Raw genomic sequence first — 16,451 nt, 5'->3', positions numbered from 1 at the left:
CGTCAGCGCGGCGCCGGCACGCCGGTCCCCTGGTAACGCTCGAGGAAGTCGTGGAAGCGGCGCCCCTCGAACGCGGCGCTGGCCACCCGGTCGAAGCGGGCGATATCGGCCTTCTTCGCCTTCAGCGAATACAGCATGAAGAACGGGCGTGGCGGCATCGGCAGGCGCACCAGCCGGATCGGCATGCCCGCCATGCGCGCCAGGTAGGCGGGCGAGTATTCGTTCTCGAAGTAGGCGGCGTCCAGCGTGCCGGCCCGAAGCCGGCGCAGGTTCTCGATCTGCCAGTCGGCGCCCTCCGCGCGCAGCCACTTCGCGCCGGACTTGCGCAGGCCCGGCGACAGGTTCGGGCCGGCGACCCAGCCGATCTCCAGGCCGGCCAGCCGGTGCAGCGATGGGACGGCGCGCAGCGGCGAATCGTCGCGCACCGCCAGGTGCGGGCGGGTGAGCAGGAAGTTCCAGTCGAACGGCGCGGCACCGGGCTGGCGCGCCGCCTCGCCGCTGGCCACCAGCACCACGTCGAGCGATCCATCGCGCAGGCCGGCATATGCCTCGGCCAGAGAAGTGGGCGGCATCCACCGCAAGGCCACGCCACCCGGCATCACTTCGCGCTCCATGAAATCGCGCAGGGCGCCGCGCAGTGGCTTGCCGGGCTCGCCGAGCACCAGCGGCGCCACGATGAAGCCGCCGACACGCAGCGGTGCGGCGGCCGGGCAGGTACAGGCGGCGGCCAGGAAGAGGGCGGCAAGCGAACGGAGCATTGCGCCATTGTAGACCGGCCCGTGGCGGCGCGCGCTCGCGTTGCGCGAAGCGGCCGGTGCCGGACCCTGCGCCCCTTGGTCGCCGGTCATGGCGTGGCCGGGGAGGCGGGCGCCGAGGCGGCGGCGAGGGCGCCCAGCAGCTCTTCCGGCGAAACCGGTTTCACGAAATGGCGGTCGAAGCCGGCTGCCGTGGCCCGCTCCCGGTCTTCGGCGCGGCCGTAGCCGCTCAGCGCGAACAGCACGATCCGGGGTGCGCCGTCGTTCGCGATCTTGCTTGCGCTCCCGGCTGCCTCAGCGCTCGAACTTCCCCCTGTGCCGGCTGCAACGGCGCGGATCTCGCGCGCCAGCGTGTAGCCATCCATGCCCGGCAGGCCGATATCGAGGATGCAGGCATCCGGCAGGCGCTGGCGCACCGCCTCCAGCGCCGACTCCGCATCGTACATGGCGGTGCAGCGGTGCCCGGCGCCGCGCAGCAGGATGGCGAGCGTATCGGCGGCATCGCGGTTGTCGTCCACCAGCAGCAGGTCGAGGGCCTTGCCCGGCGCCTCGGGCGGGGTGGCGGTGGCCGGCGCCGGCGGCAGGTCGACGGTGGGCAGCGTGACGGCGAAGCGGGCGCCCCGGCCCGCGCCGTCGCTGGCCGCGTGCACGCTGCCGCCATGCAGCGCCACCAGGCCGGAGACGATGGCCAGGCCGATGCCCAGCCCGCCCTGGGAGCGGTCGGCGCCCCGTTCGCCCTGGGTGAACAGGCCGAACACGTGCGGCAGCAGGTCGGCCGGGATGCCGCAGCCGTTGTCGCTGACGGCCAGTTCCACATGGCCGCCGCCGCTGTCGCCGTCCCCACCCTGGTTGCCGGCGCTGGCCAGCGTCACGTCGATCCGGCCGCCCGCGGGCGTGAAGCGGATCGCATTGCTGAGCAGGTTGGCTACCACCTGCGTCAGGCGCGCGCGGTCGCCATCGACCCCTACCGGTTCGGACGGCAGCGCTGACTGGAGCTGGTGGTGCCGGGCAGCGATCAGCGGGTTCACCTGTTCGAGGGCATCGCGCACCGCCTCGCGCAAGTCGAACGGGCGCCGCACCAGGGCCACCTTGCCACGGCTGATGCGCGCCGCGTCGAGCAGGTCGTCCACCAGGCGCGACAGGTGCGCCGCCTGCCGCGCCACGATCGCGGCGGCCATCGACACCTGGGCCGGCTGGGCGATGCCGCGCTGCAGCAGCGTGGCCGCCGCGCTGATCGGCGCCAGCGGATTGCGCAGCTCGTGCGCCAGCATCGCCAGGAATTCATCCTTGCGCCGCTCGGCCGCGCGCAATCCCTGCTCGGCCACTTCGCGGGCGGTCACGTCGATCGTCACGCCGCGCAGCTGCGCCACCGTGCCGTCCCTGTCGACGATGCAGCGGCCGCGCAGGTCGAGCCACAGCGCGGTGCCGTCGTCCGCCCGCCGGGCCCGCAGGATCATCTGGTAGCCGCCGTGCCGGGCAATCGCCTCGGTGCGCGCTTCGAGCAGGCGCGGCAGGTCGTCGGGGTGGACCAGGTGCCACGGCCGGCGCAATTCCTCCAGCGAGGCGCCGAACGGGACCACGGCGCTGTCGGAGAACAAGACCTCGTCGCGCACGAGATCGAATTCCCACACCGCCATGCGGGCGGCCATCAAGCCTTCCTTCAGGCGTTCCTCGTTCAGCAGCAGGGCTTCGCGCGCGCGGCGTGCCTCGGTGACATCCACGCCGGACAGGAAGACCCCGGTCGGATGCCCGTTGTCGCCGATGGGCTGCAGCGCGAAGTCGATGTAGCGCAGCCGCTCGGCCGGGCTGGCGCCGCTGCCCAGGTAGACGGGGGTCTCGCGCGCCGCGTACGAGGTGCCGCAGCCGAATGCCGCGTCGAGCTGGGCGACCAGGTGCGCCGACGCCAGTTCCGGCACGGCGCCGGCGAACGGTGTGCCGACCAGTCCGCCGCGGCCGACCAGCGCATCGAAATCCGTATTGGTCAGTTCGATCAGGTGGGCCGGGCCGCGCAGGATCACCACGAAGCCCGGCGCCTGCAGCAGCAGCCGGTACAGGTGGTCGCGCTGCGCCTCGCTCTGCGCCACGCGCTCGTCGGCCAGTGCCTGTTCGGCGCGCAGCGCGCGGCCGGCATAGATGCGGCCCAGGCCGCCCAGGTAGATCGACAGCAGGCCCAGCAGCGTGTACGCGGCGATCGCCGCCGGGTCGCTGCCGGCCCAGCCGGGCAGTGCGCCGTTGGGTTCGAGCATCCAGGTACCGGCGACCAGCCCGGTGAAGAAGACCAGCAGCGCCGGCCCCCGGTCGAACGCGGCGGCCGCGAACACCAGGCAGGGGCTGAACACGAGGAAGGGTGCGCGGCCGCCATCGAAGCGCCATTGCAGCATCTGCAGCGCCACCGCCAGTACCGCCAGCAGCACGGCGCCACCCCAGCGGGCCCGGGGGCCGAGCGAGGCCATCCTGCGTACAACGCGAGCGTCTCCGAACATGTGTGCCTTGTCTCGTGGCGCGCCGGCGGCCGGCCCGCGTCATCCTGTGCGATGTGCTGTCCTGACTGGACAACAGTTTAGCAATGCCGGCCCGGCCCTCGCGCACAACAGGTTGGCAATGCCGGCGCGACGCTCGCGTATGTGGCACGGCAGGCGCCGCCTGGGGCTGTGGCGCCGGCAGCACAGAGCAGCACAGCGCATCGCATGGGGCTTGCGGCGGCGCCGGATTGCCGTATCCTGAATTGTCGCGGCCGCCTGGCCGAGCGTCCGGAGAATGCCATGAACCGTTCGCACCTGCCTGTCCGACTGCGCGCCGCCGTGGCGCTGCCCATCGTGCTTGCCGCCGCGCTGTGCGGCTGCGCGCATCCGCCCCAGGCCGCCCCGGTGGTACTGGTGGCCGACAAGGCCAACGCCGTCGCGCACTGGCACGACATCGGCGCCGCCACCGTCCTTGCCAAGGCCGCCAACGCGGCGACGGAAGCGGAAAAGTACGCGGCGTTCCCGGCCGACATGGCGACCCTGCACCTGGCGATGTACGACGCGGCCATGGCCATCGACCGCCGCTACCGGCCATTCCTGTTCGCGCCGGCGCAGGTGGATGCGCAGGCATCGCTCGATGCCGCCACGGCCAGCGCCGCGCATGGCGTGCTGCGCGTGCTGTTCCCGGGCCGCGCGGCCGGGTACCAGCAGGCCTACGAGCAATTCATGGCCGCCTTGCCCGACACCCCCGGCAAGGCGCGCGGCGCGGCATTGGGCAGCGCGGCCGCCGCGGCGCACGTGGCGCGCCGGGCCGCCGACGGGCGCGCCACCGTCCTGCCGCCGTACGCGGCCAGCGATGCGCCGGGCAGGTTCCGCGGCAGCGACCCGGTCAACCGGTTCTGGCCATCGATCCGGCCATTCACGATGACGGCCATGGCCCAGTTCCGGGCGCCGCCGCCACCCGCGCTGGACAGCGCGCAGTACGCCGCCGATGTCGATGAAGCCAGGGAGCTGGGCGGCAAGACCAGCACGCGGCGCACCGCCGAACAGCTGGAAACGGCGCGCTTCCACTCCGAGGTCCCGCCGCCGTACTTCACCCGCAACTTCGGGCGCTTCGCGCGCACCACGGCCGATCCGGTCGAGGCGGCCCGGCTGATGGCGGCCATCTATGCCAACTACAGCGATGCGATCGGCGCCTGCCTGGAGGCCAAGTACCACTACGACATGTGGCGCCCGCAAAGCGCCATCACGCTGGCGGACACGGACGGCAATCCCGCCACCACGGCGGACCCGGCATGGCAGCCGGTGCTGCCGACGCCGAATTACCCGGAGTATCCGGCCGCCCATACGTGTTCGGTGGCCACCCTGGGGGAACTGCTGCGCCGCTACTACGGCACCAGCCGGGTCACGTTCACGTGGGACAGCGCCGTGACGAAAACCAGCCGCACCTACACCGATACCGATGCGCTGGCCGAGGAAAGCCGCATGGCGCGCATCTGGGGCGGCATGCACTTCCGCTTCGGCACGTCGGCGGGCGCGGCGATGGGCAAGGAAGTGGCGCGCTGGACGATGGAGCGCGCCTTCATGCCGCAAGCGCCGAAATGACGTGCGCCTGCAGTCCGGCACGGAACGGCCCGGCGCCAAAGTGCCGCTCCAGGTGATCCGCCGCGGCCGCCGTGACGGCGATGACGTCGCCGCCACGGGACTCGATCTCGGCGCGCAGCGGGGTCCCCTGGCAAAATCCTTCCGCCACGGCGCGGGCGCCCGGCGCATTGCCCGGCAGCGCCACCGTGTCGATCGAGGGGCGGGCGAAGCCGGCCAGCGCCAGGTCGCGCGCGATGGCGGCGCGATCGTGGTAGCCGTGCGGCGTGCGCGTGAAGAAGCGTGGCGGATCGGCCGGGAAGCAGGTGTCCATCGCTGCCTGCAGCACGCTGGCCAGTTCGTTGGTGGCCAGCGCATCCCACACATTGAACAGGAACCGGCCGCCCGGGCGCAGCACCCGGCGCACTTCGGCGAAGGCGGCCGGTTTGTCGGGGAAGAACATGGCGCCGAACTGGCACAGCGCGAGGTCGAAGCTGCCGTCGCCGAATGGCAGTGCCATCGCGTCGGCCTGCCCCCAGGTCACCAGCGGGGCCGCCACGGCCGATTGCGCGACGGCCAGCATGTCGGGGTTCAGGTCGGTGGCCAGGATGTGCGCCGCCGGTAGCGCCGCCGCCAGGTGCCGGGTCACGATGCCCGTCCCCGCGGCGATCTCCAGCACCTGCGCCGGCGCCAGCGCGGCGGCACGCCGGACCAGGTCGAGCGCGTATGGCTCGAACAGCATGGGCACCAGCAGGCGCTCGTAATGGTACGGCAGCGTGCCGGCGAAGCGGGCATCGGTGGTTGGCGTCATGGCGTTCTCTCCACACTCATGGGTGGCGCTGCGCCACCCCGCCGCGGGCCGGCAGGAACGGCCGCGGGTCGATCGGAAAGTCCAGCGTGAAGGTAGTCTGGCCGTCGCGGCATTCCACCGTGATGCTGCCGCAATGCCGCTCGGCCACGCTGCGCACGAAGGGCAGGCCGATGCCCCAGCCCCGTTCTTCCCCCGCCGCACCGCGCCGGAACAGCTGGAACAAGGCTTCCACCCGCTCGGGCGGGATCGGCGGCCCGGCATTGGCGATCGACAGCGCCACGCGGCCGCCGTAGCAATGCAGCGCGGCGGTGATGGTGGTGCCGGGGGTACTGTACTTGACGGCATTGCCGAGCAGGTTCTCGATCGCCCGGCGCAGCGATTCGCGGTGCCAGTAGCCGTGCGCCGGCTCGGCGGACACGTCGATGCGGCGTCCGCACGCCATGGCCGAGCAACCGGTCACGTCGTGCAGCAGGGCGCCCAGGTCGAGTGCCTGCATGTCCAGCGTCTCGCCCTGCTTCGAACTGAGCAGCGTGACATCGAGCATGTCGGCCAGCATGGTGCCGATGCGCGCATGCTGTTTCGCCGCCAGCTCGGCCAGCCGGCGCGCGGCGGCGATATCGTCGATGTGGGAAATGTGCTCGACCGCCATCGCCGCGGTCGACAGCGGGGTGCGGATATCGTGGGCCAGCGCGGAAAAGAACTGTTCGCGGGCCGCCGCCTCGGCCAGCACGAAGCCGGTGATCGATTCGCGGATCGCCTCGTCGATCATGCCGTTGATGGTGGCGGCCACGTCCGGCGGCAGGGCGGCGCCGGCCCGGTGCCACGCGGCGAACGTGGCGGCGCGGAACAGCTGGAACTCGTGGGCCACCATCTCGGCGTCGTAGCGCGTCAGGCGGGCGCGTTCGCCGCCATGCTCCGAGGCCAGCGTGGAGAGCCGGTAGTCGGTGCGTTCGCCGGCCGCCGCGGCGCACAGTTTGTCATAGAACGCCGGCAGCGTATCGATGATCAGCGGCTCCGGCAGCTCGGCCGCGCGAGGCACATGGGCGCGCACGGCGTGGATCCAATCGGCGAGAACGGTGTCGCGCAGTGCCCGCAGGCGCTGCCGCGGTTCCGTGGGCTGGTCAGGCATGGCGGATGGCAAAGCCCTCGTGGAAATGGCGATGCCGCCATTATGCCGCCGCTCCGCCGGAGGGCTGGTCCGATTCCGCCGGGAAAGAGCGTACTCAGGCGCCGATGCGGAACTCGCCCACCAGCGCCACCAGCGTGTCCGCCTGCAGCTTCAGGCTCTCGGCCGCGGCCGCCGCCTCCTCGACCAGGGCGGCGTTCTGCTGGGTCACGCCATCCATCTGCACGATGGCCTGGTTGACCTGGCCGATGCCGCCGCTCTGTTCAGCGCCCGCCGCCGCGATCTCGGCAATGATGTCGGCCACCTGGCGCACGCTGGCGACCACGCCGTCCATGGTGGCGCCGGCATCCTTGACCAGCGCGCTGCCGCGCTGCACCTGGGCCGCCGAATCGCCGATCAGGGCCTTGATCTCCCTGGCCGCGCTGGCCGAGCGCTGCGCCAGCGTGCGCACCTCGCTGGCCACGACCGCGAAGCCACGGCCCTGCTCGCCGGCGCGCGCCGCTTCCACGGCCGCGTTCAGGGCCAGGATATTGGTCTGGAAGGCGATGCCGTCGATCACGGCGATGATGTCCACCACCTTGCTGGACGAGGCATCGATCGCCGCCATGGTATCGACCACCTGGGCCACCACGGCGCCGCCGCGCAGCGCCACCTCCGAGGCGTTGGCCGCCAGCTGGCGCGCCTGCGCCGCGTTGTCCGAATTCTGGCGCACGCTGCCGGTCAGCTGTTCCATCGACGCGGCCGTTTCCTCCAGCGCGCTGGCCTGCTGCTCGGTACGGGCCGACAGGTCCAGGTTGCCCTGGCTGATCTCCGCGCTGGCCTGGGCCACGCTGCCGGAACTGTCGCGCACCCGGGCCAGCACGCGCTCGATCTTGGCGGCGAAACCATTGAAGCCGGTGGCGATCACGGCCAGTTCGTCGCTGCCTTTCACGGCGAGCCGGGCGGACAGGTCGGCATTGCCGCCGGCCAGTTGGGTCATCGTGCGGGCCAGTTCGCGCAGCGGCCGGGTCAGGCGGCGCAGCACCGAGACCATGGCGATCGCGGCGATCAGGGCGCACAGTGCCGATGCCGCCAGCGTGTACGTCAGCTGCTCGCGTGCCGGCGCGGTGGCGACGCTTTCCGGGAACGACAGGCGCACCGACCACGGCGCGATATCGTCGTGCAGGCGCACCGGCTGCAGCAGGTGCACGATGCCGCCATCGCTGTACTGGTATGGCTTGCCGGCACGGACGGCTTCCAGCGCGGCGGCCGGCAGGTCGTCCGCCTGCTTGCCGTTGCGGGCCGCCGCCGGATGGCTGGCATACAGGCCGCCATTCGACACCAGCGCCAGCTCGGCGCCCTCGATGGTTTCCATGCCGGCCAGGATGCCCGACAGCTTGGTCAGCATGAAGTCGCCGGTGACCACGCCGCGGACCTGGCCCTGGACCACGATCGGTGCCACCAGCGAGGCGATCAGCACATCCTTGCCATTGATCGGGTAGACGTACGGTTCGGAGAAATACCGCTTGCCGGTCTTCTTCGGCACGTCGTACCAGTCGTTGCCGCCCGGCGTGGTGACGAACACGATCGGCTCCACGTTGACGCCACCGCCCGCCTTGCGGGAGAAATACGGCATGTGGCGGCCGGAAGCGTCGAAACGCGGGGCCTGGCCGGCGAACTCGGCATCCCTGCCGTCCAGCGCATTCGGCTCCATCGTGGCGGACGCGCCGACCAGGTCCTCGGTGCCCAGCAGGACCGCCTTGGTCAGGTTGTCTACCTGGTCGCGGTTCAGCGCGGTGCTGGCGGCGAGCGTATTGCCCAGCCCGCCAGCCAGCGTCGCCACGGCGGCCAGGTTGCCGCCCAGGCGGCCCTGCAGCGCGTCGGCGGCTTCGGCCGCGGTGGTGCGCGCCAGGCGCATCGCCGCATCCTGCGCCGCGTCGCGGCCGCGGATGCCGGTCACGGTGGCGGTGATGGCGAGGCTGACGATGACGAGGGCCGATGCCGCCAGGCTGATGCGCGCATTCAGCGACAATGCGCCGCGCGCCGGGGTGAGTGTTGCCAGTTTCATGCTGAGTTCTCCGAGATGCGGGAAGCGTACCAAGTGCCGTGTATCCAGGCGGCAATGTTAGCGTCGTTCGGCGCGCACACGATGCCGGTGGGCGGGCGTGGCATGCATTTCGCCAGCGACTGCGTCTCCGTGACAACAGATCGTGGCCGCGGCATTACCCTGGCGCCAACGTCTTGTCAACTGTGCAGCCGGGGCGAGCAGGGTGGCCGTGCGGGCTGCCGTCCGTGCCTGTTATTGACGTTCATCTATAATCAATTCACAACCGTTACACCTTTTCTGGATCACAAGCATGGATTCCACTGCTACAACGCGCCGCGCCACGCGCAAGCCGACGCATCGCCTCTCCACCGGTATCTCGGGCCTGGACGATATCCTGTGCGGCGGCCTGACCGCCGAGCGCGTGTATCTGGTCGAAGGGTCGCCCGGTTCCGGCAAGACCACGCTCGGCCTGCAGTTCCTGCTCGACGGCCGCGCCAGGGGCGAGCGGGGCCTGTACATCACGCTGTCCGAGACGGCCGACGAGCTCGACGCGGTGGCGGAAAGCCATGGCTGGTCGCTGGATGGCATCGACGTTTTCGAACTGGCCGATGAAACCGTGCTCGACCCGGACGCCCAGCAGTCGATCCTCCATCCCGCCGAGGTGGAATTGGGCGAGACCACGCGCGGCGTGCTGGACCGGGTGGACCAGGTGCAGCCGGCGCGGGTGGTGTTCGACAGCCTGTCCGAGTTCCGGCTGCTGGCACAGAACCCGCTGCGCTACCGCCGGCAGATCCTCGCGCTGAAACAGTTCTTCACGGCGCGGGCCTGCACGGTGCTGCTGCTGGACGACAAGAGCAGCCAGTCGGACCAGCATTTGCACAGCATCTCGCACGGCGTCATCAGCCTGGAACAGATCGCCCAGGAATTCGGCAAGGAGCGGCGCCGGGTCAATATCATCAAGATGCGCGGCATCGCCTACCGCGGCGGCTACCACGACTACGTTCTGGAGACCGGCGGCATCCGCATGTTCCCCCGGCTGGTGGCGGCGGAGCATGCCAGCACCTTCGAGCCGGCGGCGCACACCACCGGCAGCGGCGAACTGGACGCGCTGCTGGGCGGCGGGCTGATCGCCGGCACCAATACGCTGATCGTCGGCCCCTCGGGCGTCGGCAAAAGCACCGTCACGGTGCGCTGCATGCTCGCGGCGCTCGAGCGCGGCGAGAAGGCCGCGTTCTACCTGTTCGACGAAGGCCTGGGCACGTTCATGGCCCGCAACACGGCGCTGGGCATGGACCTGCGCCCGTATCTCGCCTCCGGCCACGTCAACGTGCGCCACATCGACTCGGCCGAGCTGTCGCCGGGCGAGTTCGCGCAGATGCTGCGCGATGCCGTCGAAACCGGCGGCGTGACATTCCTCGCCATCGACAGCCTGAACGCCTACCTGCAGGCGATGCCGGGCGAGCACTACCTGACGCTGCAGATGCACGAGCTGCTGGCCTACCTGAACCAGAAGGGCGTGACGACCATGCTGGTGCTGGGCGAACACGGCCTGGTGGGCGACATGCAGCGCGATGTCGACCTGAGCTACCTCAGCGACGCGACCGTGCTGCTGCGCTTCTTCGAGGCGGCCGGCAAGCTGCGCCGCGCCATCACGGTGGTCAAGAACCGCACCACCAGCCACGCGCTGACGATCCATGAACTGCGACTGCACAGCGGTGGCATCGGTATCGGCGCGCCGCTGGCCGGTTTCGACGGCGTGCTGACGGGCCTGCCGAGCTACCGTGGAGGCACGCAGATGATGGCCACCGATCCCGATGCACCGGCCTGACGCCGCGGAACAGCGCGTCCTGGTGCTGGCGCCGCGCGGCCGCGATGCCGAGGTGACGGCCGGCGTCGTGGCCCGCCACGGCGCACGCTGCGACATCGTCGCCGATTTCCCCGCGCTGGCCGCCGGCATCGTGGCCGGCGCGGCGACGGCGATCGTGACCGACGAGGCGCTGCACGGCGCCGACCTGGCGCCGCTGCACGCCTGGCTGGCGGCCCAGGAGCCGTGGTCGGACTTTCCCTTCATCGTCCTGCTGGGCCGGCGGATCGAGCCGGCCGGGCCGCCGTCGACCGCCATGTTCGCTTCCCTGGGCAACGTGATCCTGCTGGAGCGCCCGCTGAGCGCGGCAACGCTGGGCAGCGCCACCGGCGCGGCGCTGCGCGCGCGGCACCGGCAATACCAGGCGCGCGCCGTGCTGGCCGACCGCGAGCAGGTATCGCAGGAACTGGCCGTGCTCAATGCCACGCTGGAATCGCGCGTGGCCGAGCGCACCCGCGCGCTGGCGCAGGCGAACGACCGGCTGACCGCCGAGGTGATCGAGCGCGAGAAGGCGCAGCAGGCCATGCTGCAGTACCAGAAGATGGACTCGCTGGGCCGGCTCACGGGCGGCGTGGCGCACGACTTCAACAACCTGCTCAATGTCGTGCAGGGCAGCATGGAACTGATCCTGGCCACCAGCACCGATGCCGCCGTGCGGCGCCGCGCGGAAACGGCCAAGGCGGCGTGCGAGCGGGGCGCCAGGCTGACGGCGCAGCTGCTGGCGTTCGCCCGGAACCAGACGCTGAACTTGCGGCCGCTGCCCGTGGCGGCGCTGTTCGACTCGGTGCTGCAGATGGCGCGGCCCCTTCTGGGCGACGCATTCGAGATCGTCACCGGCGTGGCGCCGCGCGTGGCCGCCGTGCTGGCCGACCTCAGCCAGATGGAGATGGCGCTGCTGAACCTGGTCATCAACGCCCGCGACGCCATGCCCGGCGGTGGCCGCATCGTGCTGCATGCGTCGCTGCCGCGCCCGCCGGCCGGGCTGCTGCCGGACAGCGAGCCGGGCGCCTACGTGCGCATCGCTGTCTCGGATAATGGCCCCGGCATGAGTGCCGACATCGCCGCCAGGGTGTTCGAACCCTTCTTCACCACCAAGGCGGTGGGCAAGGGCACCGGCCTGGGCCTCTCCCAGGTGTATGGCATGGCGCGGCAGTCGGGCGGCATCGCCCGCCTGGAAAGCACGCCGGGGCAGGGCACCACGGTCGAGATGTGGCTGCCCGCCAGCGACGGCCGGGAAACCGGCGAAACCGATGCCGCCGAACAGGGCACGCCGCTCGACGGACTGGAGGTACTGGTCGTCGAGGACGACGATTTCGTGCGCACCTGCATGGCCGATGCGCTGGCGACGCTGGGCTGCCAGGTGGCCCAGGCGGCCGACGGCGCCGCCGGGCTCGACGCGCTGGCCGGCCGCCGGCCCGGCGTGCTGGTGACCGACTACCTGATGCCGGGCATCACCGGCGCGGAACTGGCGCGCAAGGCCAGGGAACGCTTTGCCGGCCTGCCGATCGTGGTGGTCACCGGCTATGCCGACATGGATGCGATCCGGCATGCGGTCGGCGACGTGGAAATCCTGCGCAAGCCCTTCCTGATCGCCGAGCTGGGCGCCGCCGTGCGCAAGGCGCTGCGCACGGTGACTGCAGCGTGACCGGCTGGCCGCGGCCGGCGATCCTTTCGCAAGTGCCCGCCGGATCCGTGCCAAATCGGCACAACGCCGGAAATATTGTTACTCCGTAAAGCCGGCAAGCGTACCATGGTGCGGCGGCATCTGGCTGCCCACACTTCCTGGACGGCCCTGCCGCGCAAACCAGGAGGAATCATGTTCAGTAAAGTTCTTGCGGAGTTCATCGGCACGTTCTGGCTGGTCTTGGGAGGCTGCGGCAGCGCAGTGCTCGCGGCGCGGTTTCCCGAGGTCGGTATCGGCCTGACCGGCGTTTCACTGGCCTTCGGGCTGACAGTGCTGACCGCAGCCTACGCGCTCGGTCCGGTCTCGGGCGGTCACTTCAACCCGGCCGTTTCCGTTGGCCTGTGGGCCGGCGGCCGGTTTCCGGCCAGGCACCTGGGGGCCTACATCGCCAGCCAGGTAGCCGGTGCCATCGTGGCGGCGGCACTGCTGTACCTGATCGCCAGCGGCAAGCCGGGCTTCGACGTGCAGGCAGGTTTCGCCGCCAATGGCTACGGCGAGCATTCGCCCGGCAACTACTCGCTGGCATCGGCGTTGCTGACCGAGCTCGTCATGACCTTCATGTTCGTGCTGGTGGTGCTGGGCTCGACGCACGCCCGCGCACCCGTCGGTTTCGCCGGTATCGCCATCGGACTGGCGCTCGCGCTGGTGCACCTGATCAGCATCCCGATCACGAACACATCGGTCAATCCGGCGCGCAGCACGGGCCCGGCACTGTTCGTGGGCGGCTGGGCGCTGGGGCAGCTGTGGCTGTTCTGGATCGCGCCGCTGATCGGTGGTGCGGCGGCCGGTGTTTTGCATCGCCTGGTGCTGCAGCGCGACCCGTCCGAACCCGTGGTCAGCGGCCTGCCCAAACCCGCGGCCGAACCGGCAGTGCCCAGCTGACGGGGCAAGCCCGCGGCCAGGGCAATTTCGTTCAATACAGGGCCGCCATCGGCCCGTATCGTGGCGCTACCTTTACTCCAGGGAGCGCTTCGCATGACTCTTTACCTGTCGATGGCCGCCTTCGCGCTGGCCTCCTCGATCACCCCCGGGCCCGTCAACATCGTGGCCCTGGGCGCCGGCGCCCGGCACGGGCTGGTGGCCAGCATGCGCCACGTGAGCGGCGCCACCATCGGCTTCACCGTGCTGCTGCTGCTGGTGGGCCTGGGCCTGTACGAGATGCTGGAACGGTGGCCGCAACTGATGGTCGCGATCCGCTGGGCCGGCATCGCCTTCCTGTTCTGGCTGGCCTGGCAGCTGGCGGCCGACAATGGCGAACTGTCGTTCCACGCCACCGCGCGCGGCCCGTCGCTGCTCACCGGCGCGGCCATGCAGTGGCTGAACCCGAAGGCCTGGCTGGCCGCCGTGTCCGGCATGGGCGCCTACGCCGTCGATGGCGACGGCCCGCTGGTGTGGCAGTTCGCCGCCATCTACTTCGTGGTGTGCTGGCTGTCGATCTTCTGCTGGGCATGGGCCGGCACGGCGCTGCGCAACTGGCTGGCGAATCCGGCGCGCGTGCGCCTGTTCAACCGGTCGATGGCCGCGCTGCTGGCCGCCAGCGCCGCGTGGCTGCTGGCGAACTGACGGCCCGTTGGGCCTGTCCCTAACGCACGGTGCGGTACTGGCCCGGCGTGGCGGCCACGTGCCGCTTGAAGGCGCGCTGCAGGTGCGCCTGGTCGGCGAAGCCGGCCGCCAGCGCCACGTCGGCGATCGGCCGGCCGCGCCGCAGCTGCTCGCGGCTGTACTGGATGCGGCAATCGACCAGGTACGCGTGCGGCGTCATGCCATAGCGGGCCTTGAAGGCGCGGATCAGGTAGGACGGCGACAGCCCCGTGGCGGCGCACAGGTCGTCCAGCGTGGGCATGCCGGTGCGGTGCTCGCGCAGGTACTCGGCGGCGCGGCGCACCTGGTGGTGCGGGTCCGCGGCGGCGGGTGCCGGCTGCAGCACGCCGTGCATGAACGTGAAGAAGTCCAGCGCCGCGCCCTGCTTTTCCAGTGTTTCCGCGGCCGGGTCCGAGCAAGTCGCATACAGCGCTTCGAGCCGCGCGAACAGGCCGGGGGCACGGCTCGCCACGGCGGCATAAGGCTGGAAACCGGCGCCTCCGCCCTGTACCTCGCCCAGCCAGCGGCTGTCGACGTGGAACATACGGTACGACCACGGCTGCTCGCCCAGCGGATTGCAGGCGTGGACGTCGCCGGGGTTCATCAGCACGACGGTGCCGGCGCCGACATGCTCGCGCACGCGGCCGTTCAGGTAGAGGCTTTCGCCGCCCGTGATCGAGCCGATCGAAAACGTGTCGTGCGAGTGCTTGGCATAGCAGATGCCGCGGCCATCGGCGATGGCGCGCGCTTCCAGGAAGGGCAGGGCGTCGTCGCGCCAGAAGGTGGGTGTGCTCATGATGCTGTCAGGGTACCACCGCCAGCGCACGCAGCACAGCCAGGCGACGCCGCAGGAAGGCCGCCACGGCGCGTTCGAGCAGCGCGGCCTGCTGGTCCGTGGTGGCGGCCGCTTCGCCGTGCGCCTTGCGCAAGTCCTGCCCGCCGTTCAGCGCCATCGCGAACGCGACCAGTTCGCCCGGCTGGGCATGGCCGCGCGACAGGCCGAGCAGGAACAGCTGGTGCAGCCGCGGGACCGGGATGCCGCCGCCGGTGACGGGCGACGCCAGGTAGTTGATCTCGCCGCCATGTTCGGCAACGGCCAGCAGGCGTTCGTTCAGCCGGCGGCAGGCGGGCAGGGCCCGTTCGACGGCCGCCTCGTCCTGCGCGGGCTGGACCTGCTGCGTGCCGGCCATCTGGAACACGGCCTGCCGGGTCTGCAGGGCCGTCAGCCCGGCCGCCGCGCAGGCTCCTTCCAGTTCGCCGATGGTATGCGGCCGGTGGTCGGCCAGCGCTTCGATCACGGGGCGGTGCATCGCCTCGTTCAGGCTGACTTCGATCTGGCCGGCCTGGATGGTGTACACCACGTCTTCCGGCGCCATCGCCAGCACCACCCGCTGTTGCCGCAACAGCCGGACGCGTTCCAGCGGCGCCAGCCGGCGCGCCCCGCGCACCCAGTAGTCGCGCCGGAACTGCTGGTTGATCATGAAGTCGAACGCCAGCTGCCGCAAGGCGGGGTCGCCCACGCCCTGCAGGAAGCGCGACTGCTCGGGCGTGACGATGGCGCTGTCGAGATGCTCGATGTAGACGGCCGGGCAGGCGAATTCCAGCTTGGCCGGCGCCAGCCACTCGGCCAGCGCGGGGAACGACATCGGCTGCCAGTCGCGGTTGAAGTATTCGTGCGCCAGGTAGGCCCGGTCGGCCGACCGGAGCATGTCCACCTTGCCCGCCAGGTTCGGGTTGGCCCGCGCGAAGCCGGGGTTGGTGGCCAGCAGCGCCGTGGCGAAGTCGAGCGACTGGCCGATGCGCTGCCCGGTACCGGCGGCCGGCACCGTCATCGTGGCGTAGTGGCGCGTCATCAGTTCGCGCACCGGGCACATCGCCGCCCATCCCGGCTGCGTGTTGTAGCTGATGTACAGCACGCCGCCCACCTTCAGCTTGCGGGCCAGGAAATCGACCAGCACGCGCCGGTTCTCGTCCGATACCCAGCTCCACACGCCGTGCAGGCCGATGAAATCGAAATCGGGCAGGTCGGCGCGCGCGCAGAATTGCGCGAACGACTCGTCGGTCAGGCAGGCGCCGGCACCGGATACGGCCGCCAGCTCGCGGGCGAAACCGGCCTGCGCGGGGTTGAAGTCGGTGCCGTGCCACGCGGTGCCCGACGCCGCCGCGTGCACATTGACGCTGACGCCCTGGCCGAAGCCCAGTTCGCACGCGTGGCCGTGTTCGGGGAACACCAGCCCGGCGTTCAGGAACGCGAGACGCACGCGCAGCGGATTCAATTCCGAATACACCCCATAGGTGTAGCCGATGTCGGACACGTAGCCCGAGGACCAGTCGGTCATTGCCATTTCCTCGCATTGGTGGATCGCCAAGTGTAAGGCATTGCCGCGTGTTGTGGCAGGACCACGACCGCAAGATGACCGGCAGCCATGGCGTTACCGCCCTATACTGAATCAGGTGAGGGATCCCGGTGCGCGGTTTCAACACGCTACCGATCGACCCGATGCTGCGACGCTGGTTCGACGCTGGTTCGATGCGGGTGCTATGCGTGGTTCCGGCGCCTG

Annotated in this window: 12 protein-coding genes; 5 read left to right on the top strand and 7 right to left on the bottom strand. The window is 70.8% G+C overall.

What is annotated here, in order from left to right; genetic code table 11:
- Positions 1-2 precede the first annotated feature (2 nt).
- Complete coding sequence (locus tag OU994_RS20155; protein WP_281607387.1) at positions 3-848, bottom strand: hypothetical protein; 846 nt, start codon at positions 846-848, stop codon at positions 3-5.
- Positions 845-3,238 (bottom strand): ATP-binding protein, encoded by a 2,394-nt coding sequence (locus tag OU994_RS20150; protein WP_281607386.1) that lies wholly within the window; start codon positions 3,236-3,238, stop codon positions 845-847. The genes OU994_RS20155 and OU994_RS20150 overlap by 4 nt, the downstream gene beginning before the upstream one ends.
- A gap of 279 nt (positions 3,239-3,517) precedes the next feature.
- Between OU994_RS20150 and OU994_RS20145 the strand changes: the two genes are divergently transcribed.
- Complete coding sequence (locus OU994_RS20145; protein WP_281607385.1) at positions 3,518-4,822, top strand: vanadium-dependent haloperoxidase; 1,305 nt, start codon at positions 3,518-3,520, stop codon at positions 4,820-4,822.
- On the opposite strand, the gene OU994_RS20140 is transcribed toward OU994_RS20145, so the two are convergent.
- From OU994_RS20140 to OU994_RS20130, 3 genes are all read right to left on the bottom strand, one after another.
- Complete coding sequence (locus OU994_RS20140) at positions 4,800-5,609, bottom strand: class I SAM-dependent methyltransferase (RefSeq protein ID WP_281607384.1); 810 nt, start codon at positions 5,607-5,609, stop codon at positions 4,800-4,802. The two genes, OU994_RS20145 and OU994_RS20140, sit on opposite strands and share 23 nt — an antisense overlap.
- A 16-nt stretch (positions 5,610-5,625) precedes the next feature.
- Positions 5,626-6,738 carry a sensor histidine kinase gene (locus OU994_RS20135; RefSeq protein WP_281607383.1) on the bottom strand — a complete coding sequence of 371 codons (1,113 nt, stop codon included), beginning with the start codon at positions 6,736-6,738 and terminating at the stop codon, positions 5,626-5,628.
- A 94-nt stretch (positions 6,739-6,832) separates the two neighbouring features.
- Positions 6,833-8,782: a methyl-accepting chemotaxis protein gene (locus OU994_RS20130; protein WP_281607382.1), complete on the bottom strand. Its 1,950-nt coding sequence runs from the start codon at positions 8,780-8,782 to the stop codon at positions 6,833-6,835.
- Between the two features lie 289 nt (positions 8,783-9,071).
- Here OU994_RS20130 and OU994_RS20125 point away from each other — a divergent pair, with 289 nt between their 5' ends.
- From OU994_RS20125 to OU994_RS20110, 4 genes are all read left to right on the top strand, one after another.
- Positions 9,072-10,589, top strand: coding sequence for an ATPase domain-containing protein (locus OU994_RS20125; protein ID WP_281607381.1), 1,518 nt, complete (start codon positions 9,072-9,074; stop codon positions 10,587-10,589).
- On the top strand, positions 10,576-12,270 hold the full coding sequence (locus OU994_RS20120; RefSeq protein WP_281607380.1) for an ATP-binding protein: 1,695 nt from the start codon (positions 10,576-10,578) through the stop codon (positions 12,268-12,270). The genes OU994_RS20125 and OU994_RS20120 overlap by 14 nt, the downstream gene beginning before the upstream one ends.
- 171 nt (positions 12,271-12,441) lie before the next feature.
- Entirely contained in the window at positions 12,442-13,191 is a 750-nt protein-coding gene (aqpZ, locus tag OU994_RS20115; protein WP_281607379.1) for an aquaporin Z, read from the top strand.
- A gap of 93 nt (positions 13,192-13,284) precedes the next feature.
- Entirely contained in the window at positions 13,285-13,872 is a 588-nt protein-coding gene (locus OU994_RS20110; protein ID WP_281607378.1) for a LysE family translocator, read from the top strand.
- 19 nt (positions 13,873-13,891) lie between these two features.
- Here OU994_RS20110 and OU994_RS20105 read toward each other — a convergent pair whose 3' ends face one another.
- Together OU994_RS20105 and OU994_RS20100 are read right to left on the bottom strand one after the other, a co-directional pair.
- Entirely contained in the window at positions 13,892-14,686 is a 795-nt protein-coding gene (locus tag OU994_RS20105) for an AraC family transcriptional regulator (RefSeq protein ID WP_281607377.1), read from the bottom strand.
- 7 nt (positions 14,687-14,693) lie between these two features.
- Complete coding sequence (locus tag OU994_RS20100; protein WP_281607376.1) at positions 14,694-16,229, bottom strand: class I SAM-dependent methyltransferase; 1,536 nt, start codon at positions 16,227-16,229, stop codon at positions 14,694-14,696.
- Positions 16,230-16,451 lie beyond the last annotated feature (222 nt).

It is taken from the genome of Pseudoduganella sp. SL102 (genome assembly GCF_027856995.1).
Classification (GTDB): domain Bacteria; phylum Pseudomonadota; class Gammaproteobacteria; order Burkholderiales; family Burkholderiaceae_D; genus Rugamonas; species Rugamonas albidiflava.
Note: the sequence above shows the minus strand (reverse complement) of the source record. Positions and strands in the feature narration are given on the sequence as shown.